16 protein-coding genes are annotated in these 24,932 nt (G+C 71.3%); 11 read left to right on the plus strand and 5 right to left on the minus strand.

Features of this window, described 5'->3' with window-relative positions; genetic code table 11:
- Nucleotides 1-150 precede the first annotated feature (150 nt).
- The 3 genes from AB5J53_RS33565 to AB5J53_RS33575 all read left to right on the plus strand — a co-directional run bounded on the left by AB5J53_RS33565 (nt 151) and on the right by AB5J53_RS33575 (nt 3,853).
- On the plus strand, nt 151-345 hold the full coding sequence (locus AB5J53_RS33565; protein ID WP_369249357.1) for a hypothetical protein: 195 nt from the start codon (nt 151-153) through the stop codon (nt 343-345).
- Between the two features lie 116 nt (nt 346-461).
- A complete protein-coding gene (locus AB5J53_RS33570) occupies nt 462-3,515 on the plus strand; it encodes an AAA family ATPase (RefSeq protein ID WP_369249358.1) in 3,054 nt (1,017 codons plus the stop codon).
- A 38-nt stretch (nt 3,516-3,553) separates the two neighbouring features.
- Nucleotides 3,554-3,853 carry a DUF6191 domain-containing protein gene (locus AB5J53_RS33575; protein WP_369249359.1) on the plus strand — a complete coding sequence of 100 codons (300 nt, stop codon included), beginning with the start codon at nt 3,554-3,556 and terminating at the stop codon, nt 3,851-3,853.
- Between the two features lie 35 nt (nt 3,854-3,888).
- Here the strand turns inward: AB5J53_RS33575 and AB5J53_RS33580 are convergent, their stop codons facing one another.
- Nucleotides 3,889-5,061, minus strand: coding sequence for a sorbosone dehydrogenase family protein (locus tag AB5J53_RS33580; RefSeq protein ID WP_369249360.1), 1,173 nt, complete (start codon nt 5,059-5,061; stop codon nt 3,889-3,891).
- A gap of 92 nt (nt 5,062-5,153) precedes the next feature.
- A complete protein-coding gene (locus AB5J53_RS33585; RefSeq protein ID WP_369249361.1) occupies nt 5,154-6,158 on the minus strand; it encodes an aldo/keto reductase in 1,005 nt (334 codons plus the stop codon).
- 75 nt (nt 6,159-6,233) lie between these two features.
- Between AB5J53_RS33585 and AB5J53_RS33590 the strand changes: the two genes are divergently transcribed.
- The 6 genes from AB5J53_RS33590 to serA all read left to right on the plus strand — a co-directional run bounded on the left by AB5J53_RS33590 (nt 6,234) and on the right by serA (nt 16,526).
- Nucleotides 6,234-7,175 (plus strand): 2-hydroxyacid dehydrogenase, encoded by a 942-nt coding sequence (locus AB5J53_RS33590; RefSeq protein WP_369249362.1) that lies wholly within the window; start codon nt 6,234-6,236, stop codon nt 7,173-7,175.
- Between the two features lie 397 nt (nt 7,176-7,572).
- Nucleotides 7,573-10,638: a putative bifunctional diguanylate cyclase/phosphodiesterase gene (locus tag AB5J53_RS33595; RefSeq protein WP_369249363.1), complete on the plus strand. Its 3,066-nt coding sequence runs from the start codon at nt 7,573-7,575 to the stop codon at nt 10,636-10,638.
- A 226-nt stretch (nt 10,639-10,864) separates the two neighbouring features.
- A complete protein-coding gene (locus tag AB5J53_RS33600) occupies nt 10,865-12,721 on the plus strand; it encodes an acetolactate synthase large subunit (RefSeq protein WP_369249364.1) in 1,857 nt (618 codons plus the stop codon).
- 20 nt (nt 12,722-12,741) lie between these two features.
- Nucleotides 12,742-13,269: an acetolactate synthase small subunit gene (gene ilvN / locus AB5J53_RS33605; protein WP_189188894.1), complete on the plus strand. Its 528-nt coding sequence runs from the start codon at nt 12,742-12,744 to the stop codon at nt 13,267-13,269.
- Nucleotides 13,270-13,436: 167 nt separating this feature from the next.
- Complete coding sequence (gene ilvC / locus AB5J53_RS33610) at nt 13,437-14,438, plus strand: ketol-acid reductoisomerase (RefSeq protein ID WP_369249365.1); 1,002 nt, start codon at nt 13,437-13,439, stop codon at nt 14,436-14,438.
- 498 nt (nt 14,439-14,936) lie between these two features.
- Complete coding sequence (serA, locus tag AB5J53_RS33615; protein WP_369249366.1) at nt 14,937-16,526, plus strand: phosphoglycerate dehydrogenase; 1,590 nt, start codon at nt 14,937-14,939, stop codon at nt 16,524-16,526.
- 60 nt (nt 16,527-16,586) lie between these two features.
- Here serA and AB5J53_RS33620 read toward each other — a convergent pair whose 3' ends face one another.
- Entirely contained in the window at nt 16,587-19,562 is a 2,976-nt protein-coding gene (locus AB5J53_RS33620) for an AAA family ATPase (protein ID WP_369249367.1), read from the minus strand.
- A 347-nt stretch (nt 19,563-19,909) separates the two neighbouring features.
- Nucleotides 19,910-21,472: an MFS transporter gene (locus AB5J53_RS33625; RefSeq protein WP_369249368.1), complete on the minus strand. Its 1,563-nt coding sequence runs from the start codon at nt 21,470-21,472 to the stop codon at nt 19,910-19,912.
- 109 nt (nt 21,473-21,581) lie between these two features.
- On the opposite strand from AB5J53_RS33625, the gene AB5J53_RS33630 reads away from it, so the two are divergent.
- Nucleotides 21,582-22,199, plus strand: coding sequence for a TetR/AcrR family transcriptional regulator (locus tag AB5J53_RS33630; protein ID WP_369249369.1), 618 nt, complete (start codon nt 21,582-21,584; stop codon nt 22,197-22,199).
- 90 nt (nt 22,200-22,289) lie between these two features.
- Here the strand turns inward: AB5J53_RS33630 and AB5J53_RS33635 are convergent, their stop codons facing one another.
- The gene (locus AB5J53_RS33635; RefSeq protein ID WP_369252627.1) at nt 22,290-23,381 is read right to left on the minus strand and encodes an MFS transporter; all 1,092 of its coding nucleotides are present in this window, start codon (nt 23,379-23,381) and stop codon (nt 22,290-22,292) included.
- A 125-nt stretch (nt 23,382-23,506) separates the two neighbouring features.
- Here AB5J53_RS33635 and AB5J53_RS33640 point away from each other — a divergent pair, with 125 nt between their 5' ends.
- Complete coding sequence (locus tag AB5J53_RS33640) at nt 23,507-24,916, plus strand: PLP-dependent aminotransferase family protein (RefSeq protein ID WP_369249370.1); 1,410 nt, start codon at nt 23,507-23,509, stop codon at nt 24,914-24,916.
- The last annotated feature ends 16 nt before the right edge of the window (nt 24,917-24,932 follow it).

The raw sequence follows: 24,932 nt of genomic DNA on the forward strand, positions 1-24,932 counted from the left end.
GGGCGGGCGTAAGTCACTTACGCCCGCCCTAAGGCCCTTCGCGTGCGCAAGATGCGGAACTCTCCCGATGTGGCGCACCCCCCTGGGAGACGAAGGTTGAGGCATCGCAAACAAGCGAGGCCGAAACCGACTCTTCACGAGGGGTACGAGATGTTCGAGTACGAGCTTCACCAGATCCGATCCGCAGAGCTGATCCGCGAGGCCCAGAACCACCGACTGGCGCAGGAGGCCCTCCGCGGCCGCCGTGCCGCCCGCCGCGCCGCCCGCGAGTCCGCTCAGCACGAATCCGAGGGGCAGGGCCATACCCAGCGTCCCCGCCGGCACCGGTTCGCCCGCGCCGCGTGAGCGCCGGGGCACGGGAGGACGGCCGTACGGGGGTCGGTCGTCGTCCCGGGCCGGTGCCACCCGGAGTAACCATCGCCCTCCCGATAACCGGTGCCGCACTGTCGGACCCCTGTGCGATGCTCGGGCCTGTGGAGACCAGGTCCGTCAGCCCGGTGTTCGTCGGACGCGCCGACGAATTGGGGGTGTTGAACGATGCGCTCGCCCGCGCCGCCGTGGGCGAGCCGCAGGCGTTGCTGCTCGGCGGCGAGGCCGGGGTCGGAAAGACCCGCCTGCTCGAGGAGTTCGCCACGGTGGCCGCGCGAGCGGATGCTGTCGTCGCGTGCGGCGGCTGTGTCGAGATCGGCGCCGACGGGCTGCCTTTCGCGCCGTTCTCCACCGCCCTGCGCGCCCTGCGCCGGCTGCTGCCGGACGAGCTGGCCGCCGCGGCCGCCGGACAGGAGGAGGAGCTGGCCCGGCTGCTGCCCGAACTGGGCGAGGCAGCCCGAGGACGGCAATACGACGAGGAGGGCATGGCCCGCCTCTTCGAACTCACCGCACGTCTCCTGGAGCGCGTCGCCGCGGACCGCACGGTCGTCGTCGTCCTCGAAGACCTGCACTGGGCCGACGCCTCCACCCGCCACCTGCTCGCCTACCTCTTCCGCACGCTGCGCAGCGGCCGCCTCGTCGTGATCGCCACCTACCGCGCCGACGACATCCACCGCCGCCACCCACTGCGCCCCCTCCTCGCCGAACTCGACCGTCTCCGCACGGTCACCCGCATCGAGCTCGGCCGCTTCAGCCGCGCCGAAGTGGGCCGCCAGATCGCCGGAATCCTCGCCCACGAACCCGACCCGGCCCAGGTGGACGAGATCTTCGCCCGCTCCGACGGCAACGCGTTCTTCGTCGAGGAACTCGCCGTCGCCGCCCACGAGGGCTGTCGTACGGGGCTCACGGACTCCCTCCGCGACCTGCTCCTCGTACGCGTCGAAGGTCTGCCCGAGAGCGCCCAGCGCGTCGCCCGGATCGTCGCCGAGGGCGGCTCCACCGTCGAGTACCCGCTGCTGGCCGCCGTGGCCCGGCTCGCCGAGGACGACCTCATCGAGGCGCTGCGCGCCGCCGTCGGCGCCAACATCCTGCTCGCCTCGCCCGGTGGCGACGGCTACCGCTTCCGCCACTCCCTGGTCCGCGAGGCCGTCAGCGACGACCTGCTGCCCGGCGAGCGCTCCCGCTTCAACCGCCGCTACGCGGAGGCACTGGAGGCCGACCCGACGCTCGTACCGGCCGACGAGCGGTCCACCCGCCTGGCCAGCTACTGGTACCACGCCCATGACGCCGCCAAGGCCCTCCCCGCGGTCCTCGACGCCGCCGCCGCGGCGCGCTGCCGCCACGCCCACTCCGAGCAACTGCGGCTCCTGGAGCGGGCGATGGAACTGTGGGACGTCGCCCCCGACGCCGTACGGGCCGAACTGCGCCCCGTCGACTACGTGGAGGTCTACCCTCCCTGCGGCTGCGACCCGCAGACCACGCCGCTGCGCTATCTCGACCTGATGGCCGAGGCGGCCGTCGCGGGCCGGTTGTCCGGGGAGCGCGAGCGCGCCCTGAAGATCACCAAGAAGGCGCTGCGCCTCCTGGAGGCCGAGGACGACCCCCTGCGCGCCGCCTGGTTCTGGATCCAGCGCTCCCGCCTGGTCCAGGCGCAGGCCCGCGGCGACGGCTGGCAGGAGCTCGCCACCGCCCAGGACCTGGTGCGCGGCCTGCCGCCGTCGGAGGTGCACGCCGAGGTCCTGTCCACCGTCGCCGCCTGGTGCATGCTGCACGAGCCGGGCCCTGGCGCGCTGTCCGCCGCCGAGCGAGCCGTGGAGTACGCCCGCATGGTGGGCGCCCGGGACATCGAGCTGAACGCCCGGCTCACGCTCGGCGGGCTCATGGTCGACGCGGGTGACGTCGAGGCCGGGCTCGCGGAGATGTACGAGGTCAAGGAGCGGGTGAGCCGGTACGGCGGCTCTCTCGTCGTGGGCCGTCTGCACATCAACCTGCCGTCCCATCTGGAGTCGGTCGGCCGCTCCCGCGAGGCCGTCCCGGTCCTGCGCGAGGGCGTCGAACTCGCCCGGAAGAACGGCCTGTTGGACACCCAGGCCTGGGTCTGGGGCAACCTCTCGGAGTCGCTCTACGCGCTCGGCCAGTGGGACGACGCCCTGGAGGCCGCGCGGAACACGCTGCGCATCGGACTCAGCGGCAAGCCGTCCGGCCTCGGCGCCTCCCGCCTGGCGCGCCTCGCCCTCGCCCGCGGCGACCTCGCCGAGGCCGGACGCCAACTGGCCGCCGCCCGCGACCACTTCGGCACTCACGACCCCACGCCGCAGCACTCCCTGCCGCTGGTACGTACCGCGATCGGCATCGCCGCCGCCGAGGGCCGCCTCCTCGACGCCCGCGCCGCCCTGGAGCAGACCCTGGACGCGGGCTTCCCGCCGGGCACCCAGCGCTACGGCTGGCCAGTGCTGCTCGCCGCCGCCACGGCGGAGGCGGACGCCCGCGGACTGCCCGCCGCCGAACAGGGCCGCGCCGAGACCGTGGAGCGCATCCGCGAGTCCGCGAAGTCCCTGGCCACGGGCGCGCCCATCTGGCTCGCGCACCAGGAATGGGTGCGCGCCGAGCTCCGGCGCGCCGAGGGCGTGACCACTCCGCACGACTGGTCAGAGGTGGTCACCGCCTTCGAACCCCTGGAGCGCCCCTACGACCTCGCCCGCGTCCGCCACCGCCTCGCCGAGGCCTTGTTGACCTCGGGCGCCGACGAGGACGACCGTGCCCGCGCCACGGAGCTCCTCCGGCTGGCCCGGGCGGTCGCCGACCACCTCGGCGCGCGCCCGCTCGCCGACGCCGTCGCGCTGCTCGCCCAGCGGGCCCGCCTCGCCCTGATCCACACGCCCGAACCATCCGTTCCCGCCCCCGTCGACCCGGCGCTGGCGCTCGGCCTCACCAGCCGCGAGCGCGACGTCCTCCGCCTGGTCGCCGTCGGCCGCAGCAACCGCCAGATCGCCGAGGAACTCTTCATCTCTCCGAAGACGGCCAGCGTCCACGTCTCGAACATTCTGGCCAAGCTGGACGTCTCAGGACGGGGGGAGGCGGCGGCCCTGGCGCACCGGCTGCGGCTGTTCCCGCCGGAGGCCCCCGCCGCCCAGGCGGTGGGCTGAGGCTTACGCTGTAAGGGATCCGGGCCGAGGGAGGCGCCGTGTTCAACATGTTCGAGGAGCTTTTCGCACCAGGCCGCAAGCACACCAACGACGAACGCAAACGCCTGGAACTGACCCGTGTGGACCTGAACGACGCCGACCCTGGCCGCGGTCCCATAGACCTGTCCTCGGGCAAGGTGGTCGTACGGCTGCCGCAGCACGAACCGGAGCCGGCGAGCGCGGGCGAGGCCGGAGCGGGGGAGGAGCCCGTCTCGGAGCGGGCGAGCACCTCGGAGGAATCCGTGTCGGAGCGGGCGAGCACCTCGGAGGAATCCGTGTCGGAGCACGACGAGTCCTGAGACCCCGCCGCGTCTGCCTCCTCCTCTGCGCCCCCCTACTTCACCTCCAGCTCCAGAATCCTGTCATCCCCCTTCCCGGGGCTCCCGCGCCCGTCCGTCTCGCTCGTCGTCAGCCAGAGTTTGTCGCCGCCCGCGGAGACGACCGTGCGCAGGCGGCCGTACTTGCCCGTGAGGAAGGCTTCGGGGGCGGCGGAGGCCTTCGTGCCGTTCAGGGGGATGCGCCACAGGCGTTCGCCCTTGAGGCCGGCCATCCAGATGGAGCCCTCGGCGTAGGCGATGCCGCTGGGGGAGGCGTCGTCCGTGTGCCACTGGGCGATCGGGTTGTGGTACTTGGGGTCGTTGCCTATGCCCTCGACCACCGGCCACCCGTAGTTGTCGCCCGGCTTGATCTGGTTGAGCTCGTCCCAGGTGTCCTGGCCGAACTCGGAGGCCCACAGGCGCTGCTTGTCGTCCCAGGCGAGGCCCTGGACGTTGCGGTGTCCGTACGAGTAGACGACCGAGTCGCCGAACGGATTGCCCGGGGCCGGCTCGCCGTCCGGTGTCATCCGCAGGATCTTGCCGCCGAGCGCCTTCTTGTCCTGGGCCAGTCCCCGGTCACCCGTCTCGCCCGCGCCCGCGTACAGCATCTTGTCCGGGCCGAACGCGATCCGGCCGCCGTTGTGGATCACTCCCTTGGGGATGCCCTTGAAGATCGTGTCCGGCGCGCCCAGCTGCTCCCCGGCGGGCTTCTTCTCGTCGTACAGCATGCGGACGATGCGGTTGTCCGAGGCCGTCGTGAAGTAGGCGTAGATCATGTGGTCCGACGCATAGTCGGGGGAGAGCGCGATGCCCAGGAGGCCGCCCTCTCCCGCGGGGGCCACCCCCGGCACCTGCCCCAGCTCCGTCTTCTTGCCGGTCTTCTCGTCGACCCGCGTGATCGTCCCCTCGTCCCGCGAGGACACCAGCAGCCCGCCCTCGGGCAGCGGTGCGAGGCCCCAGGGGGTCTTGAGGTCCTCGGTGACGGTGCGCACGACCTTCACCGAGCCCTTGGCGGGCGGTGTCTCCTCGGCGGCCTGTTCCGAGGGCGACGACCCCGGCTTCGTACTCCCCATGCTCGGGAACGGGCTCCCGCCGTCGCCCGACTTCCCTCCGCCGTCGGAGGAACAGCCGGCTGTCACCAGAAGCGCGGCCGCGGCCAACACGGCTGTCACTGCTCGACGTTGCACCATCAAGGTCCCTTCGACGCGGCGGTCCTACTGTTCATACACCGCTCGCGTGCCCCGGGTTCCCGATCACACCTGAGCAATCCGCGCACCGCACGTCAGTCCCAGGATCCCTGTGCCCCCGGAAGACCCGCCACCTCCGCGAGATCCTCCGCCGTCAGCCGCAGCCCGGCCGCCCCCGCGTTCTCGGTGACCCAGCGCTCCCGCTTGGCTCCCGGCACCGGCACCACGTGCGGTCCCTGCGCCAGCACCCACGCAAGCGCCACCTGTGCGGGCGTGACCGCCTCGTGGTCCCCGTGCCGTCGCGCGATGCGCCGCAGCCCGGCGACGATGGGCTGATTCGAGGCCATCATCTCGGCGGTGAAGCGGGGGTGTCGGGCGCGTACGTCGTCGGGTTCGAAGCCCTCGCCGGGGGTCAGGGTGCCGGTCAGGAAGCCGTTGCCGAGCGGCATCGCGGCCAGGAAGCCGACCCCGCGCGCCGTGCACCACGGCAGCAGGGCGTCCAGGGCCTCCGTCGACCACACGGACAGCTCGGCCTCCACGGCACTCACCGGGAACACCTGCTGCACCCGCTCCAGTTGCCGGATCGTTCCGTCGTGCAGCCGCGCCCCCGAGCGGCGGGCCGACCGTGCACCCACCGCGCACAGTCCGAGCGACCGCACCTTTCCGGCCGACACGAGTTCGGCCATCGCGCCCCAGGTCTCCTCGACCGGAACCTCCGGATCCGCGCGGTGCAGCTGATAGAGGTCGATCACGTCCGTCTGCAGGCGCCGCAGCGAGGCGTCGCACGCCCGCTTCACATAGCCGGGGCGGCCATTGGCCACGATGTGCTGCTCGCCGACCAGCAGGCCGACCTTGGTCGACACGAAGGCCTCGGAGCGCCGTTCCTTGAGCACCCGCCCCACCAGCAGCTCGTTGGTGAAGGGCCCGTACATGTCGGCCGTGTCGAGCAGCGTCGAACCCCGGTCGAGCGCCGTGTGCACCGCGCGGAGCGACTCCTCACCACGCTGCCGCGAACCCGTGTAGGCCCAGCTCATCGGCATGCATCCGAGCCCGACCGCCCCCACATCGAGCGCCGCAGCCCCGATCGTCCTGCGCTCCACTTGGCCGCACCCTCCCTCATCTGGCACCCCAAACTAACGTCTGCGCGCGCGGGTGCTTCGCATAGCCTCCTGACCATGACTTCCGATGTGTGGCTTCCGTTTCACGCCGACGAGATCGACGGCCTCCCCGAGGGCCTGAATTACCGCTTCTGGGACGGCGACCAGGAGTTTCCCGCGGATCCCGGCGCCTGCGAGTTCTACGTCGTGCCCTATATGAAGGAGCCCGCGGTCTCGCGGCGGCCCATGGCCGAAATGACCTCGGTCCAGGTCGTGCAGACACTCTCCGCCGGTGTCGACCACGTCCAGCCGAGCCTGAAGTTCCTGCGCCCGGGCGTGCGGTTGTGCAACGCCCAGGGGGTGCACGAGGCGAGCACCGCCGAGCTCACCCTCGCCCTGATCCTCGCCTCGCTGCGCGGCATCCCCGGCTTCGTACGAGGCCAGGACAAGGAGGAGTGGCGCTCGGGCTTCCATCCCGCGCTGGCCGACAAGTGCGTACTGATCGTCGGGTACGGGTCGATCGGCTCCGCCATCGAGGACCGGCTCGTGCCCTTCGAGCTGGCGCGGGTGGCGCGCGTCGCGCGCTCCGAGCGCACCACGGCGCGCGGTCCGGTGCATCCGCTCACGGAACTGCCTTCTCTGCTTCAGGAAGCCGACATCGTGGTGCTCTCGACGCCCCTCACGCGCGGCACGCGTGGCCTGGTGAACGCCGATTTCCTGTCCCGGATGAAGGACGGCGCACTCCTCGTGAACGTCTCCCGCGGCCCTGTCGTCGACACCGAGGCGCTCCTCGCCGAGCTGAAGAGCGGGCGCATCACCGCGGCCCTCGACGTCACCGATCCCGAGCCGCTGCCCAAGGGACACCCCTTGTGGCACGCGCCCGGCGTGCTCATCAGCCCCCATGTCGGCGGGCCCACCTCGGCTTTCCTGCCGCGCGCCAAGCGGCTCCTGGTGGACCAGTTGAACCGTTTCGTGAACCGGGAGCCGCTGCGGAACGTGGTCCTTACCACCGGCGCCTAAGTCACGTCCCGTTCGCTCCGCGTCCGCTTCGAGCACCCTCCGCAGTTCCTCGAATGCGGGCAGTGCCGACATCTTCCCTGGTCGTCACGGAGCGTAGAGGAACTATGTCCCTGAGTGACGAGACTGGTGTATCGTCCCGACAGGGGCTGCGCCGCGCACCGTTCGGCGCCGGGGATGGACATTTGAGACTGCGAGGGGGGCGACGGGCGATGCACGGCCTATGGGCGAACGATCCGACGCGGCGGGGCCGCCGACGACCCTGGCGCGCGGCCACGCGCAGACGTGGCCACGGTGGCCATGGCGGCCATCACCCCCGCAGGCACAGCGGCCGCCGGAGGCATGCGCACCCAGCGCACGGGGATCAGCGGGACCCCGGAGTGCGGACCGGGTGGGCCCGGTGAGCTCCCCCGTGGCGCTGCTGACCCGTCGGCCGGTACTCGGCGGCAGGCCGGGCCTGCTCTCGCAACTCGTACTGGCCCTGGTGTGCGCGGGATACGCCGTCGGTTCCGCGCTCGGCTGGGGCTCCGCGAGCCTCGCGCTGATCATGGGCGACTTCGGGCTGAGCGCCGCGGCGGGCACCGCGGCGGTCTCCTGCTTCCTCTACGCCCGCAGCCGCCGCAGCCGCTTTCGACCCGCGTGGCTGCTGTTCGCGCTCTCCTCCGCCATGGCCTCGCTCGGCAACCTGGTCTGGGGGTGGTACGAGGTCGTCCTCAGCCGCCCGGTGCCCAGCCCGAGCTACGCCGACCTGTTCTTCCTGTGCTTCGCGCCGCCCGCCATCGTAGGACTGCTCGTGCTCGCCAAGAGGCCCGTCACCAAGGCGGGTTGGGTGTGCCTCGCGCTGGACGCCTGGCTGATCGGCGGCTCGCTGCTCACGCTGTCCTGGAGCCTCGCGCTCGCCCAGGCCGCGAAGTTCGACGGGCCGAGCGTGGCGCACACCGCGCTGTCGCTGGCGTACCCGCTGCTGGACATCGCGCTGGTCAGCATGGTGCTGGCGCTGCACTTCCGGCGCTCGTCGGTGAACAGATCGGCGGTGAACACGGCGATCGGGGCACTCGCCCTGACCGTCATGTGCGACGCCCTGTTCACCTCGCCCCTCCTGCACAACAGCTACCACTCCGGGCAGCTCCTCGACGCGGGCTGGTTCGCCGGCTCGCTGCTCCTCGCGTACGCCCCCTGGGTCGGCGCCCGGCACGGACAGCCGGACGCCGACGGGCCCAGTACGGACGGGCACGCGCGCGTGGTGCACGAACACATCCCGGGACAGCGCCGAGAGGGGCACCAGGAGCAGCGCGGACATCAAGGCCGACAAGGCCATCACGGCCGACAGCGGCAGCACGGACATCAGGCGAAACGGCAAGAAGGACAGCAGGGAGGACACATGCACGTGCTCCTCCAGGAAGGTGGCCACAACCTCCTCCAGGAGAGTGGCCACGGCCGGTACCCGGCCACGCGTCCGATCACCGGATCGCTGGCCGCGCTCACGCCCTACCTGGCCGCCGCCGTCTGCACGCTGGGGATCCTCTACAACGTCCTCAACGGTCGCAACGTGGACCGCGTGGTGCTCATCACCGCAGGGCTCGTCGTGCTCGCCCTCGTCGTGCGCCAGGGCATCATGCTGCTCGACAACATCACCCTCACCCAGGAGCTGGCTCAGAAGGAGAACCACTTCCGCTCCCTGGTGCAGGGCTCCAGCGACGTGATCATGATCGCCGCGCCCAACGGCATCCTGCGGTACGTCAGCCCGGCCGCCGCCGGGGTCTACGGACGCGACGCCGACGAACTCGTCGGCTCCGAGCTCGCCTCGCTCATCCACCCGGAGGACCTCGGCTGCGTTGTGCACGAAGTGCGGCGGTTCCTGGCCGCCAGCCACATCGAGGAACCCACCACCCGCATCGAGTGCCGCTTCCGGTCCGGCGACGGCGGCTGGCTCAATGTGGAGTCCACCGTCAACCGGCACGAGGGCGGCCTCATCTTCAACAGCCGTGACGTCACCGAGCGGGTGCGTCTGCAGGCGCAGTTGCAGCACAACGCCGAGCACGACCCGCTCACCGACCTGCCCAACCGCGCGCTGTTCACCCGGCGCGTCCAGCAGGCGCTCTCCGGCCGCCGCTCCTCCGACCGCGGCACCGCCGTCCTGTTCATCGACCTCGACGGCTTCAAGGCCGTCAACGACACGATCGGGCACCAGGCCGGCGACGAGCTCCTCGTTCAGGCCGCTCGCAGACTCCAGGACTCGGTGCGGCACGGCGACACCGCCGCCCGCCTCGGCGGCGACGAGTTCGCGGCCCTGATCGTCGGCGACGGCACCCGCGACCGCACCGCGCGCGAACACCACATCCTGGAGCTCGCCGACCGGCTCAGGGTCAGGCTCTCGCAGCCGTACGCCATCGACGGCAACGATGTCCGGGTGGCGGCGTCGATCGGTGTCGCCTTCGCCGAACCGGGACTGGGCGCGGGCGAGCTGCAGCGCAACGCCGACCTCGCCATGTACCGCGCCAAGGCCGCCGGCAAGGGACGCGTCGAGTTGTACGCACCCCAGATGCAGCAGGACGTCGTACGGAAGGCGGAGCTGGCCACCCGGCTGCGCTCGGCTCTCCAGGACGGCGAGTTCGCGCTGCTGCACCAGCCCGTGGTGTCGCTCGAAAACGGCCGGATCACATCGGTCACCGTGCAGGCACGCTGGCGCTCCTCTCAGGGCGTGCTCTTCACGCCCGCAGAGTTCCTGCGCGTCGCCGAGGACAGCGACAAGACCGCCGAGCTGGGCCGCTGGATGCTCGAAGAAGCCGTCGAGCAGGCCGCGCAGCGCGCCGCCGCGGGCATCGCCGTGCCCGTCGCCGTCCGGATGAACGCCCGGCGCCTGCTGGACCGCTCGCTGCCCGTCGGGTCCGTGGAAGCCCTGCTGACTCGCCACGGCCTTCCCTCCGGCGCCCTGATCGTCGAGCTGTCCGACACCGACCCCCGGGTCTCCCTGGACGAGCTGGAGCGCCGGCTGAACGCGCTCAGGCGCCTCGGCGTCCGGGTCGCCCTGGACGGCTTCGGCAGCGGCTACGCCGCCATCACGGCACTCAGAAGGCTCCCCATCGACATGCTCAAGCTCGACAGAGGTCTCGTCGAGGGTGTCGTCGAGTCCGCCCGGCTGCACAAGATCACCAGCGGGCTGCTGCGGATCGCCACCGACCTGGGGCTGCAGTCCGTGGCCGACGGTGTCGATCTTCCGGAGCAGGTCATCGCCCTGCGCGCGATGGGCTGCACCCATGGGCAGGGCATGGCCTTCTCGGGGCCGCTCGACGAGTACCGGCTGCGCCGGGCGCTGTCTTCCGGCCACTATCCGGTGCCGCACGGGCCGGTCGAGCCGGTGTTCGCGGGCGGCGGCGCAGGGGTGTATACGAGTGGAGTGCCCGCTGTTTTCGGGGGCGGAACTGCCCTCCGCTCACATAATGAGACTCCCGTCCCACCCACTTGACAGTCAATGCGTGCCGGGGGGAGGGTCAATGCCATGCGCACCCGAATTCTCGTACTTGGAAAGCGCGTCGGCTGAAGCTGGTGACCACCGGACAGACCCGGAAGACCCAGCGACCGCACCCGGCGCGCTCCCCTCGCTTGCCTCACGGCACGAGGGGTTTTTTGTTGCACAGGCACCAGTCGTACACCGCACAAAACTCGCAAAAACCCTCAGCATCGAGAAGAGAATGCCGATGACCGAGCAGGCCACCGGGGCCCACCATCCGCAGCCGCGGCCCCGTTCCGGAGGACAGCAGTCCGCGCCCGAGCACGTCACGGGTGCGCAGTCCCTCATCCGTTCTCTCGAGGAGGTCGGGGCCGAGACGGTATTCGGCATTCCCGGCGGTGCGATCCTCCCGGCCTACGACCCGCTGATGGACTCCAAGCGCGTGCGGCACGTGCTCGTCCGCCACGAGCAGGGAGCGGGTCACGCGGCCACCGGCTACGCGCAGGCCACCGGCAAGGTCGGCGTCTGCATGGCCACCAGCGGCCCGGGCGCCACCAACCTGGTGACCCCGATCGCCGACGCGCACATGGACTCGGTGCCGCTCGTGGCGATCACCGGGCAGGTCGCGTCGAAGGCGATCGGCACGGACGCCTTCCAGGAGGCGGACATCGTCGGCATCACCATGCCGATCACCAAGCACAACTTCCTGGTGACGAAGGCCGAGGACATCCCGCGGACGATTGCGGAGGCCTTCCACATCGCCTCCACCGGCCGCCCCGGTCCCGTCCTCGTCGACATCGCCAAGGACGCCCTCCAGGCGCAGACCACCTTCCAGTGGCCGCCCACCCAGGACTTGCCCGGCTACCGCCCGGTGACCAAGCCGCACGCCAAGCAGATCCGCGAGGCCGCCAGGCTGATCACCCAGGCGAAGCGGCCCGTCCTGTACGTCGGCGGCGGCGTCCTCAAGGCGAATGCCACCGCCGAGCTGAAGGTCCTCGCAGAACTCACCGGAGCGCCCGTCACCACCACACTGATGGCGCTCGGCGCATTCCCCGACAGCCACCCGCTGCACGTGGGAATGCCGGGCATGCACGGTGCGGTCACCGCCGTCACCGCGCTGCAGAAGGCCGACCTGATCGTCGCCCTCGGAGCCCGCTTCGACGACCGCGTCACCGGCAAGCTGGACAGCTTCGCCCCGTACGCCAAGATCGTCCACGCCGACATCGACCCGGCGGAGATCGGCAAGAACCGCGCCGCCGACGTGCCGATCGTCGGTGACGCCCGCGAGGTCATCGCCGATCTGGTCCAAGCGGTGCAGAAGGAGCACAGCGAGGGCCACCACGGCGACTACACCGCGTGGTGGAAGGACCTCAACCGCTGGCGCGAGACGTACCCGCTGGGCTACGAGCAGCCCGACAACGGCTCGCTGTCGCCGCAGCAGGTCATCGAGCGCATCGGCAAGCTCGCCCCGGAGGGCACGATCTTCGCCGCGGGCGTCGGCCAGCACCAGATGTGGGCCGCGCACTACATCCAGTACGAGAAGCCCGCCACCTGGCTCAACTCCGGCGGCGCCGGAACGATGGGCTACGCGGTCCCGGCCGCGATGGGCGCGAAGGCCGGCCAGCCGGACCAGACGGTGTGGGCGATCGACGGCGACGGTTGCTTCCAGATGACCAATCAGGAGCTCACCACCTGCGCCCTGAACAACATCCCGATCAAGGTCGCCGTCATCAACAACGGCGCCCTCGGGATGGTCCGCCAGTGGCAGACCCTCTTCTACAACCAGCGCTACTCCAACACCGTGCTGCACTCGGGCCCCGAGGCGACCGGCAAGGAGCCGAGCGCGGGCACCCGCGTCCCCGACTTCGTGAAGCTGTCGGAGGCCATGGGCTGCTACGCCATCCGCTGCGAGTCCCCGGACGACCTCGACAAGGTCATCGAAGAGGCGAACTCGATCAACGACCGCCCCGTCGTGATCGACTTCATCGTGCACGAGGACGCGATGGTGTGGCCGATGGTCGCCGCCGGCACCTCGAACGACGAGATCATGGCCGCCCGGGACGTCCGCCCGGACTTCGGCGACAACGAAGACGACTGAGAGAGAGCCGAGTCAGAACCATGAGCAAGCACACCCTCTCCGTCCTCGTCGAGAACAAGCCAGGCATCCTCGCCCGGATCGCCGCCCTGTTCTCCCGGCGCGGCTTCAACATCGACTCGCTCGCCGTCGGTGTCACCGAGCACCCCGACATCTCCCGCATCACCATCGTGGTGAACGTGATCGAGGCACTCCCGCTCGAACAGGTCACCAAGCAGCTCAACAAGCTCGTCAACGTCCTGAAGATCGTCGAGCTGGAGCCGTCCTCGGCGGTGCAGCGCGAACTCGTTCTGGTGAAGGTGCGCGCCGACAACGAGACGCGCTCCCAGATCGTCGAGATCGTCCAGCTGTTCCGCGCCAAGACCGTGGACGTCTCCCCGGAAGCCGTCACCATCGAGGCCACCGGCGGCAGCGACAAGCTGGAGGCCATGCTCAAGATGCTGGAGCCGTTCGGCATCAAGGAGCTCGTCCAGTCCGGCACGATCGCGATCGGGCGCGGGGCGCGTTCGATCACGGACCGCTCGCTGCGCGCGCTGGACCGATCCGCGTAAGTCTTAGAACGGTCTCCATGAGTCCGCGAACGGTCCGCATGGGTCCGTAAATGGTCTGGAACGGGCGGTCGGTGATCGCCGACCGCCCGTATACCGAGACCCGAAAACTTCCCTTCCCCCGCCCGCCGTACGGTGGGACGCAACACCGCACACCAAGGAGAACCCCAGTGGCCGAGCTGTTCTACGACGACGACGCCGACCTGTCCATCATCCAGGGCCGCAAGGTCGCGGTCATCGGCTACGGCAGCCAGGGCCACGCCCACGCGCTGTCGCTGCGCGACTCGGGTGTCGACGTCCGCGTCGGTCTGCACGAGGGCTCCAAGTCCAAGGCGAAGGCCGAGGAGCAGGGCCTGCGCGTGGTGACCCCGTCGGAGGCCGCCGCCGAGGCCGACGTCATCATGATCCTGGTGCCGGACCCGATCCAGGCCCAGGTCTACGAGGAGTCCATCCAGGGCAACCTGAAGGACGGCGACGCCCTGTTCTTCGGCCACGGCCTGAACATCCGCTTCGGCTTCATCAAGCCCCCGGCCGGTGTCGACGTCGCCATGGTCGCCCCCAAGGGCCCGGGCCACCTCGTGCGCCGCCAGTACGAGGAGGGTCGCGGCGTTCCCTGCATCGCGGCCGTCGAGCAGGACGCGACCGGCAACGCCTTCGCGCTCGCCCTCTCCTACGCCAAGGGCATCGGCGGCACCCGCGCCGGCGTCATCAAGACGACCTTCACCGAGGAGACCGAGACCGACCTGTTCGGTGAGCAGGCCGTCCTCTGCGGTGGTACCGCCGCGCTGGTCAAGGCGGGCTTCGAGACGCTGACCGAGGCCGGCTACCAGCCGGAGATCGCGTACTTCGAGTGCCTCCACGAGCTGAAGCTCATCGTCGACCTCATGTACGAGGGCGGCCTGGAGAAGATGCGCTGGTCCGTCTCCGAGACCGCCGAGTGGGGCGACTACGTGACCGGCCCGCGCATCATCACCGACGCCACCAAGGCGGAGATGAAGAAGGTCCTCGCCGAGATCCAGGACGGCACCTTCGCCCGTAACTGGATGGAGGAGTACCACTCCGGTCTGAAGAAGTACAACGAGTACAAGAAGCAGGACGCCGAGTCTCTGCTGGAGACCACCGGCAAGGAGCTGCGCAAGCTCATGAGCTGGGTCAACGACGACGAGGCGTGACGCACTGGGCGGTCGCGGTACCGGGTTGCCCGGCACCGCGACCGCCCCGTCGGCTCGTGGCGCCGCCTCGCGGCTCCGCCCCGGCCCCAGCGGGCTGGATTCTGGCTCCGTTCGTCGAAGGCCACCGGCTGGATCTTCCACTTGTCCACCCGGTCCAGCCACGTCCGGGTGATCCTTCCGCAGAGGCGTAAGACGGCCCACTCGGCGCCACTACACTGCTGCACATCAACAACGCGTCAGGCCCACAACGTCGTGCGTCTTCCACGCGGCTCAAGCGACACCGAGGAAGTGCAGGCACGCCCCCAAGCCGCCCGGCACGCACTCTCGCCGCACCGGCCGAAGGCCCAAGTAGCTCCGCTACGAGAGCCTCCGTCCGGCACACCGAGAGCACGCACCGAACGACCCGGGAACGCACCCGCACCTCCCCGGCGCCGCTACACCCCTCCACCGCCTGCGGCCGTCGGGACGGCCGTCCGCATTGGACCTGTGAGGACTCACGTGAGCTCGAAACCTGTCGTACTCATCGCTGAAGAGCTGTCGCCCGCGACCGTCGACGCCCTGGGCCCGGACTTCGAAATCCGGCACGCGAACGGCGCGGACCGCGCCGAGCTGCTGCCCGCGATCGCAGACGTCGACGCGATCCTGATCCGCTCGGCCACCAAGGTCGACGCCGAGGCCGTCGCCGCCGCCAAGAAGCTGAAGGTCGTCGCGCGAGCCGGTGTCGGCCTGGACAACGTCGACGTCTCCGCGGCCACCAAGGCCGGCGTGATGGTCGTCAACGCCCCCACTTCGAACATCGTGACCGCGGCCGAGCTGGCCTGCGGTCTCCTCCTCGCCACCGCGCGCCACATTCCGCAGGCCAACACGGCTCTGAAGAACGGCGAGTGGAAGCGCAGCAAGTACACCGGTGTCGAGCTCGCCGAGAAGACCCTCGGCGTCGTCGGCCTCGGCCGTATCGGCGCGCTGGTCGCTCAGCGCATGTCGGCGTTCGGCATGAAGGTCGTCGCGTACGACCCCTACGTCCAGCCTGCCCGGGCCGCGCAGATGGGCGTCAAGGTGCTGTCCCTCGACGAGCTGCTCGAGGTCTCCGACTTCATCACCGTGCACCTGCCGAAGACCCCGGAGACGGTCGGTCTCATCGGCGACGAGGCGCTGCACAAGGTCAAGCCGTCGGTACGGATCGTCAACGCCGCGCGTGGCGGGATCGTCGACGAGGAGGCGCTGTACTCGGCGCTCAAGGAAGGCCGCGTCGCCGGCGCCGGCCTCGACGTGTACACCAAGGAGCCCTGCACGGACTCCCCGCTCTTCGAGCTCGACCAGGTCGTCTGCACCCCGCACCTCGGCGCCTCCACGGACGAGGCGCAGGAGAAGGCCGGTATCTCCGTCGCCCGCTCGGTGCGGCTCGCCCTCGCCGGTGAACTGGTCCCGGACGCGGTGAACGTCCAGGGCGGCGTCATCGCCGAGGACGTCAAGCCGGGCCTGCCGCTCGCCGAGCGCCTCGGCCGCATCTTCACCGCCCTCGCGGGCGAGGTCGCGGTCCGCCTCGACGTCGAGGTGTACGGCGAGATCACCCAGCACGACGTGAAGGTGCTCGAACTCTCCGCGCTCAAGGGCGTGTTCGAGGACGTCGTCGACGAGACCGTGTCGTACGTCAACGCCCCGCTGTTCGCGCAGGAGCGCGGCGTCGAGGTCCGCCTGACGACCAGCTCGGAGTCCCCGGATCACCGCAACGTGGTCACCGTGCGCGGCACGCTCGGCAACGGCGAGGAGGTCTCGGTCTCCGGCACGCTCGCGGGCCCGAAGCACCTGCAGAAGATCGTCGCCGTCGGTGACTACGACGTGGACCTCGCGCTCGCCGACCACATGGTCGTGCTGCGCTACGAGGACCGTCCCGGCGTCGTCGGCACCGTCGGCCGCATCTTCGGTGAGGCGGGCATCAACATCGCCGGCATGCAGGTCGCCCGCGCGGTCGCCGGCGGCGAGGCCCTCGCCGTCCTCACCGTCGACGACACGGTCTCGCAGGCCGTCCTCTCCGAGGTCGCCGAGGAGATCGGCGCGACGTCGGCGCGTTCGGTGAACCTCGTCTGACATCCGCCATCGAGGGCCGGACCACCTTCGGGTGGTCCGGCCCTCGGTCCTACGACGGGGTCAGCCGGACGTCGTCGTCTCCGGCTCGATCAGGCCCTCGCGGTAGGCGATGGCGACCGCCTCCGTGCGGCTGGCGGCGCTGAGCTTGGCGAGGATGTTGGAGACGTGGACGCTGGCCGTCTTGCCGCTGATGAACAGCTCCTCGCCGATCTGGCGGTTGGTGCGCCCGCGCGCGAGCAGCCGCAGGACGTCGCTCTCGCGGGCGGTCAGTGCCGCGATGCGGTCCTCGGCGGACGGGGACTCGGCGAGGCGACCGCGACGGATGAGGGTGTCCAGGTCCTCCCGCAGCGGTACGGCGCCGAGGCAGACGGCCGTGTCGCGGGCCGTGCGCGCGTGCTCGGCGGCCTCCTCGCGGCGATCGGCCGTCAACAGGGCTTCCGCGAGCCGCCGTTCGCAGCGCGCCAGCTCGTACGGATCGCCGTAGCCGAACGCGGCGACGGCCTTCTCCCAGGCCGCGACGTCCGGCCCGGTGCGGGCGCGGGTCCACTCCGCCTCGGCGCGGGCGAGCCAGGCACGGCCCTCGGGGCCCTGCTCGGTGCCGTCCTCGCCCTTGGCCGCCGTGGTCCTGGCCAGCTCCACCAGGTCGGTCGCGGTCTCCGTCCAACGGCGGGCCCCGGCTGGGTCACCTGACAGACGCGACTCCTCGGCCGTGTCCGCGACCGCGGCCAGGGCCAGCGCGGCCAGCCGCACAGCGACGTCCGGCCGGTCGGCGCCCGTGGCGTCCGTGAGGGTCTCGAGCGAGCTGTGCATCCGCCCGACGGCCGCCTCCGCATCGCCCCGTAGCGCCGCGGCATCGGTCAGGACGATGCTGGCCACGAGGGTCGCCATCCAGTCGAAGGGCCCGTCGAGCAGAGCGCGGGCCCCTCCGACGGCCATCTCCTGATCGCCGCGCGCCAGGGCGACGTACAGCGCGGGACCGGTCGCGAATCCGCCCGCCGCGGGCAGCCGTTCGGCATCCGCGGCGGCCGCTCGCGCGCACTCGTCCCAGCGGCCCAGTGTGTAGAGCACCAGGGACTGGAGGTAGCGCAGCTCCAGGGCGTACGGGGAGGAGAGCAGACCGGCACGGCGGGCGCGGTCCAGGCCGTCGGTGAGCGAGGTCAGGCACTCGTCGAGGTCACCGGATTCGTAACACCCCACGGCGAGGTTGAAGAGCGCGCGCATCTCGACCGGGATGTTGCCGGAGCTTCGGGCCAGCTCGCGGGCCTGCCGCAGCCGGTCGCGGCCCTGAGGTGTACGCCGGTTGTGCGACTCCAGGCCGACCAGGGAGATCATCAAGTCGGCCCGGGCGTCGGCGAGTTCGAGCTCCTCGGCGATGCGCAGCGCTTGGCGGGCGACCCGCTCGGCGTCCTCGTCGTGCCCCACGTACCGCGCCGCCATGACGTGCGTCGCCGCCGCCCACACCCAGGTGTACGACGGAGGCTCGGCAGGGATCATGGCGAGCGCCTCGCTGCTGTACGTGAACGCGGCCTTCAGGCTGTCGATGCGCATCAGATTGCCCGCGAGTGTGTAGCGGACGCGGGCGGCGAGTTCCGAATCGGCGTCCGAGCCGGCCCTGGCGAGCGCGGCGCGGGTGAGATGGACCGCCCGATGGGCCTCGCCGGCGCGGGCGGCGGCCGCGGAGGCGCGCAGCGTGAGGGTCACCGAATCGCCGTCCTGGGGGCGGGCGGCCGCGTCCACCGTGGTCCACAGTTCGAGTGCGGTCTCCAGGTGGTGCAGCTCTTCCGCGGGCGCGCCGACCCGCTGGGCGTGGTCGGCGGCTTCGAGCGAGGCCGTGAGCGCGTCGGCCAGGTCGTGACTCTCGCGCGAGTGATGGGCCCGCTCCGCCGCGCTTTTCGCCGAACGGCCGTGCCCCGCAAGCAGTTTGGCGAATGCTCCGTGCAGCCGGACGCGCTCGCCGGGCAGCAGATCGGCGTACACCGCCTCGCGGGTGAGGGCGTGCCGGAAGGAGTACGTGGCGTCCTCGCCGGGGACCAGCAGCTGCCGGCCGACGGCCTCGCGCAACGCCGACTCCAGCTCGTCCTCCGGCAGTTGTACGGCGTCCCGCAGCAGGTCGTGCTCGACACGGCGCCCGGCGACGGCGGCCGTGCGCAGGACCTGCTGGGCGGTCTCGGAGAGCTGCTCGATCCGGATGAGGAGTACGTCGGCCAGTCCACTCGGCATGGCGGGCGATGCCGGGTCGAAGTCGCCCGGCAGGGCGGCGAGCAACTCCTCCGCGTAGAAGGCGTTGCCCTCGGCGCGGTCGACGATGCGGCGGACCGTGGTGTCGGACACGGGGTCCGTACGCAACGCCCTCACCAGTCGGGCCACTTCGGCGTCGGCCATCGGCCGCAGCTCCACCCGGTCGACGGCGGGCAGTCGTATCAGCTCGGCGAGCAGCGGGCGCAGCGGATGGCGCCGGTGCAGATCGTCCGCGCGATACGAGGCGAAGATCGCCAGGCGGTGGGCGGGGGCGCCGGGTCTCGGGCGCTGCAGGAGCCCGCGGCTGAGCAGGAAGCGCAGGAGGTCCCGGGAGGACTGGTCCGCCCAGTGCAGGTCTTCGAGGATCAGCAGGAGCGGGGTGATGTCGGCGAGGTCGGCGAGGAGACCGGCCAGGCCCTCGAAGAGCTGCAGGCGGCTGCCGGGATCCGGTGCGGTGCCGCTGCCGGATCCGGCGCTGAGCAGGCGGTCCACCGCCGGGTGCGCCGCGAAGGCGGGGGCGAAGCGGTCGTCCGTGGACAGTGCGCCGAGGATTTCCGTGAACGGCAGGTACGGCAGGCCCACGTCGCCCAGGTCCACGCAGTGGCCGGTGAGGACGGTCATGCCGGTGCCTGCGGCGTGGGTCGCGGCTTCCGTCAGCGTGCGGGTCTTGCCGACGCCGGCGTCGCCCGCAACCAGTACGGCGCGGGGGTCGCCGTGCTTCGCTCGCTCCAGCACGCCGGTGAGCCGGGCGAGTTCGTCCTCCCGGCCGATGAACGGCGTACCGAATGTCTGTGCCACGGGGACCATCCTGGCACGCGGCACCGACACCCGTACCGCTGCGCTGCACGGCCCACCAGATGGTTTCGCCCCCTCCGCCCCTACCCTCCCCCACTCTCGGCTTCGCTCGAGCGGGGGGACCCCCATCGTCCCCGGGGGCTCCGCCCCCAGACCCCCGTATCGCGCTGACGCGCTCGTCCTCAAACGCCGGACGGGCCAAAGACTTGACGGCCGGGGGTTTGGGGGCGGAGCCCCCAAGGTCGGGAATGGGTAGGGGCGGAGGGGGCGAAAACCCCCGCGGCTCCGGCCACGAGGAAACGCCGGACGGGGCCGGGGGAAACCCCCGGCCCCGTCCTGGAAGCGAGCCCTCAGGCAACCGACTCCACGGCCTCGGCCGGGGCCTCGCGCACATGCACCTTGCGCAGGGTCGCCGTGGCGAGCACCGCCGCCCCCAGCAGCAGCACCGCCCCCGCGACAGCCGCGGCCTGCATCCCACTGGTGAAGGCCTCCCGCGCGGCCGTAGCGAGGGCCTGCCCCGCGCCGCCCGGCAGTTGCCGGGCCACGGCCAGCGCGCCGCCCAGGGTCTCGTGGGCCGGAGCCGGAGCGCCGGCCGGGATCTCGTGACGGTAGACCGCCGTACCGATGGAGCCGAGGACGGCCATGCCCAGCGCGCCGCCGAACTCCGCGCCGGTCTCCAGGAGGGAGGAGGCGGCGCCCGCGTTGCCGACGGGGACGGTGCCGAGGGCCAGGTCCATCATCTGGGACATCACGGTGACGATCCCGGCGGCGAGGACACCGGCACCGGCGAGGACGAGCCACATCGAGTCGGTACCGGCGAGGGTCAGCAGCCCGTAGCCGCAGGCGGCGGTGACGAAGCCGCCGGAGACGACATGCGCGCGGTGGACGCCCTTCTGCACGAGCTGCGCGGCGACCGGGGCCGCGACGCCGACCAGGACCGTGGGGAGCAGCGCCCACAGCGCGGCCTCCATGGAGCTCTTGCCGAGCACGGACTGCAGGTACTGGGTGGTGAAGTACGCCGAACCCAGCATCCCGAAGGAAGCGATCAGGTTGAGGACGACGGCCGGCGCGAAGCCGCGGCCGCGGAACAGGGCCGGGGAGATCAGTGGGGACTTCGCGGTGCGCTGGCGGTGGACGAAGAGCGCGGTGAAGACCAGACCGACGAGGACCGAGACGACGTACTCGAACTTCCAGCCCTCGGACGGGATTTCCTTGACGCCGTAGATGACGGGCAGGACCGCTGCCATCGACAGCGGCACGCTGAGCAGGTCGAAGCGGCCGGGCTCAGGGTTCTTGGACTCGGGCAGCAGTATCGGGCCGAGGACCAGCAGCAGCACCATCGCGGGCAGATTGACCAGGAAGACCGAGCCCCACCAGAAGTACTCGACGAGGACACCGCTCATCACCGAACCGAGCGCGATGCCACCGGTCATGACGCCGGACCACATGCCGATCGCCTTCGCGCGCTGGCCCGGGTCCGTGAACATCGTGCGGATGATCGCCATCGTCGACGGCATCAGGGTCGCGCCACCGATGCCGAGGAGCGCGCGGGCGGCGATCAGGGTCTCGGGGCTGTTGGCGTACGCGGCGATCACCGAGGCCGTGCCGAAGGCGGCGGCGCCGAAGAGGAGGACCTTGCGGCGGCCGATGCGGTCGCCGAGCGAGCCCATCGTCATCAGCAGTCCGGCGAGCACGAACGCGTAGATGTCGAAGATCCACAGCTGCTGGGTGCCGCTCGGCTCCAGGTCCGCGCTGATCGAGGGGATCGCGAAGTAGAGGACCGAGACGTCCATCGAGACCAGGAGCAGCGGAAGCATCAGGACGCCGAGGGCGGTCCATTCGCGGCGGCCGGCGAGGGTGCCGGGGCCACCCGGTGTGCCGGGTGCGGGAGTTGTGCTCGTCGAGTTCGTCATGGCAGGGACTGTACGTACGTCTTAAACGCTTGTCTAGTACGAGCGTTTAAGACGCTTGTTTTGTACGTCGGTATAGGACGGTTGTATGGATCGGGGGTACGCTGGTCGTATGGGACACCGTGAGGATCTGCTCGAAGGCGCCAAGCGCTGCCTGCTGGAGAAGGGGTTCGTGCGCACGACGGCGCGCGACATCGTCAAGGAGTCGGGGACGAACCTGGCGTCCATCGGCTACCACTACGGATCGAAGGACGCGTTGCTCACGCAGGCGTTCGTGGAGCTGGTGCAGGAGTGGGGCGAGAAGTTCGCCCCGGCCTCGGCGCGTGAGGTCGAGCCCGGCGGCTCGGTCGAGCGGTTCCACAGCGTGTGGGCGCGGATGCTGGAGTCCTTCGAGGACTTCCGGCCCGTCTGGGCCGCCAGCATGGAGATCGTGACGCAGGGGGACCGGGTGCCGCAGCTGCGGGATCTGATGGCGAAGGCGCAGATCGAGGGGCGGTCCGGCCTCGTCGCGATGATGACGGGCCTGGACGAGGACACGCTCGACGAGCGGACCGTCCAGTCGCTCGGCGGCTTCTACCAGGCGCTGCTCAACGGCCTGATGGTGCAGTGGCTCTTCGACCCCGCCAGCGCGTCCACGGCGGACGACCTCACGGAGGGGCTGCGGCGGGTGATCGACGCGGCCGCGACGGCGGAGGCAGGGGTGGGGGCGGGGGCGAAGGAGCAGGACTGAGATGTAGGGCTGAGGCCAGGACTTGGGTGTGGGCGTCAGGACCGTACGAGACTGCCCTCGCGCATCCCCGTAGCCTGATGTTGATCGTTTTCAGTGGTCCTCCGTCGTGGAGGTCGTCCGCCGGTCTCGGATCGCCGGGATCACTGCCACCAGCATCAGTGCGGCGGTGACGGCGAACGCCGACGCATAGCCCGTCCGCCCGGCCAGCGCGCCGAAACCGACCGCGCCGACGCCCATGCCGCCGTCGTACGCGAGGTTCCACAGCGCGCTGACGGTGCCGTATCCCGAGGCCTGGACCCTCGCGTACATCAGGGTCAGCGTGGCGTTCTGGGCGATGCCGAAGCCGATGCCGAAGACGGCCACTCCGGCGAGGACGGCGACAGGACTGCCGGTCAGGGCCGTGATCAGCATGCCGGAGGAGGAGAGGACCAGGCTGGGCAGTACGAGTCGGGCCGGGTCGTGGCGGTCGGCGTACCTGCCCGCCAGCCAGCGGGCCGCGGTCGACGCGGCCGGCTGGAGGAAGAGGGCCACCGCGACGACCCCGGTGTACGAGGCCGGGACGGCGAGCGGCAGGAACGTGACGATGATCCCGGTCGCGAGGGCCGTGGTCGCGAAGACGACGGCGGGACGGGTCAGGGCGGCGGTCCGTAGTCCGGCCACCATGCCCACCGGCTTCTCGGCCGTCGATTCGCGGTCCGGCAGGCCCGGTACCGAGGCGATCGCGGCCAGCGCCGCCGCGCCCGCGGTCAGCGCGACGGGGGTGCAGCCCACGTGCGCGGCGAGCCACACGCCCAACGGCAGGGCGATCAGGGACGGTACGCCGGAGACGATGCCGACCATGGCCAGGCCCTCGCCGCGGCGCTCGGGGGGAATGAGTGACGCGGTGAGCGCGCCGCCCGCCACGAGCGTGAGCGCGAAGCCCAGGCCGCGGGCCAGGCAGACCGCCACGATCCATGCAATGTCGTGGGAGGCGGTCAGGACGAGCGCGGGTGCGCCGAGCAGGGCGAGGCCGGCGATCAGCGCGACGCGGTATCCGTAGCGCGCGACGAAGCGCGGAGCGGCCAGTTCGCCGAGGACCGTCGAGAGCATGAGGGCGCCGGTGGCCAGGCCCGCGCCCGACGCCGTCGCGTAGCGCGGGACGACCGACAGGAGCAGGAAGAAGCTCACCGAGGCGCCGATCATGCTCACGAAGCGGAGCATCAAGGGGCGGGTAAGGAGAGGGGGTTGCGTCGTCGGCGTCGTCCGCGCGGTAGTCGTCATGGAAACGACGTTAGGTCGTGGCCGGACCGCCGGTAAGCTCCAATTCCATGCCTCCGCAGTGGGCCGGTTTGTCGCCCGAGCTGCTCCTGTCCGTCGACCGGGGCAGCGGTGAGCAGTTGCGCGCGCAGCTGGAACGACAGGTGCGCGACGCGATCCGCACCGGTCGGCTGGCCGCCGGCGAACGCCTTCCGTCCTCCCGCGAACTCGCCCGGGCACTCGGCCTGTCGAGGGGGCTGGTCCAGGACTGCTACGCCCAACTCCAGGCGGAGGGCTACCTCGTGACGCGCGTCGGCTCCGCCACACGAGTCGCGGGGGGCGCCCATGTGCCTCCCGCGCCCACCTCCGCACACCCGGCCGCCCCGCGCCTGATCGCCGACTTCCGGCACGGCGTCCCGGACTTGGGCAGTTTTCCGCTCGCCGACTGGCTGTGGGCGATGCGTGAGGCGGGCCGCGCCATGCCGACGAGCGAGTTCGACTACGGGGATCCCCAGGGCAATTCGGCCCTCCGTGAGGTCATGTCCGGGTATCTGCGCCGGGTGCGTGCCGCCGCGGCCGACCCCGAGCGGATCGTGGTCTGCTCCGGTTACGCGCAGGGCCTCGGGCTGGCTCTGCGCAGCCTGGCCCGGGGCGGCGTACGGGTCGTGGCGTACGAGGACCCGGGCACGCCGGGCACGGCGGCGGCCGCCGCGGAGGCCGTGGGCCTGACCGCGGTGCCCGTACCGGTCGACGACGACGGCATCGACGTACGAGCGCTCGACGCGACCGGAGCACGGGCCGTCATCGTCACCCCCGCGCACCAGTGGCCCACCGGAGTCGTCCTCGCGCCCGCGCGCCGGCTCGCCCTCATCGACTGGGCCATGCGCCGGGACGCGTACGTCATCGAGGACGACTACGACGCCGAGTTCCGCTACGACCGGGAGCCCGTGGGCGCGCTGCAGGGGCTCGCCGCGGACCGGGTGATCTCCATCGGCACCGTCAGCAAGTCCCTCGCCCCGGCGCTGCGCATCGGCTGGCTGCTCTGCCCGCCCGCGCTCACCGGCCCCATCACGGAGGCCAAGCGCCTCACCGACCGCGGCTCCCCGACCCTCGACCAGCTCGCCCTCGCCAAGCTGATCGAGTCCGGCCGCTACGACCGCCATCTGCGCCGCATGCGCACCACCTACGCGACCCGGCGCACGGCTCTTGTCTCCGCCCTCGCCGAGCACGCCCCCGAGGTCCGGCTCACCGGTCTCGCCGCGGGGTTCCACGCCGTCGCGCACCTCGCCGCACCCGCCGACGAGCAGGCCGTCGTCATCGCGGCGCGGGAACGCTCCGTCGGGCTGTACGGCATGAGCCCGTGCCGCTCCACGCACGCGACCACGCCGGTTCAACTGGTGCTGGGTTTCGGGGGTGTGGGGGAGCGGGCGATCACGGAGGGCATCGCGGCGGTCGGCGTGCTCGCGGGGCGCGCTCTCTAGGGACGGTTCTTGTCTC

Origin of the sequence: Streptomyces sp. R41 (assembly GCF_041053055.1) — a bacterium.
In the GTDB taxonomy this organism is placed as follows: Bacteria; Actinomycetota; Actinomycetes; order Streptomycetales; family Streptomycetaceae; genus Streptomyces.

Excerpts from the sequence above, each read along its gene's own strand:
- AB5J53_RS33565 (WP_369249357.1), top strand. The coding sequence starts at position 151 with ATGTTCGAGTACGAGCTTCACCAGATCCGATCCGCAGAGCTGATCCGC.
- AB5J53_RS33570 (WP_369249358.1), top strand. The coding sequence starts at position 462 with ATGCTCGGGCCTGTGGAGACCAGGTCCGTCAGCCCGGTGTTCGTCGGA.
- AB5J53_RS33580 (WP_369249360.1), bottom strand. The coding sequence starts at position 5,061 with ATGGTGCAACGTCGAGCAGTGACAGCCGTGTTGGCCGCGGCCGCGCTT.
- AB5J53_RS33590 (WP_369249362.1), top strand. The coding sequence starts at position 6,234 with ATGACTTCCGATGTGTGGCTTCCGTTTCACGCCGACGAGATCGACGGC.
- AB5J53_RS33600 (WP_369249364.1), top strand. The coding sequence starts at position 10,865 with ATGCCGATGACCGAGCAGGCCACCGGGGCCCACCATCCGCAGCCGCGG.
- ilvN (WP_189188894.1), top strand. The coding sequence starts at position 12,742 with ATGAGCAAGCACACCCTCTCCGTCCTCGTCGAGAACAAGCCAGGCATC.
- AB5J53_RS33625 (WP_369249368.1), bottom strand. The coding sequence starts at position 21,472 with ATGACGAACTCGACGAGCACAACTCCCGCACCCGGCACACCGGGTGGC.
- AB5J53_RS33630 (WP_369249369.1), top strand. The coding sequence starts at position 21,582 with ATGGGACACCGTGAGGATCTGCTCGAAGGCGCCAAGCGCTGCCTGCTG.
- AB5J53_RS33635 (WP_369252627.1), bottom strand. The coding sequence starts at position 23,381 with ATGATCGGCGCCTCGGTGAGCTTCTTCCTGCTCCTGTCGGTCGTCCCG.
- AB5J53_RS33640 (WP_369249370.1), top strand. The coding sequence starts at position 23,507 with ATGCCTCCGCAGTGGGCCGGTTTGTCGCCCGAGCTGCTCCTGTCCGTC.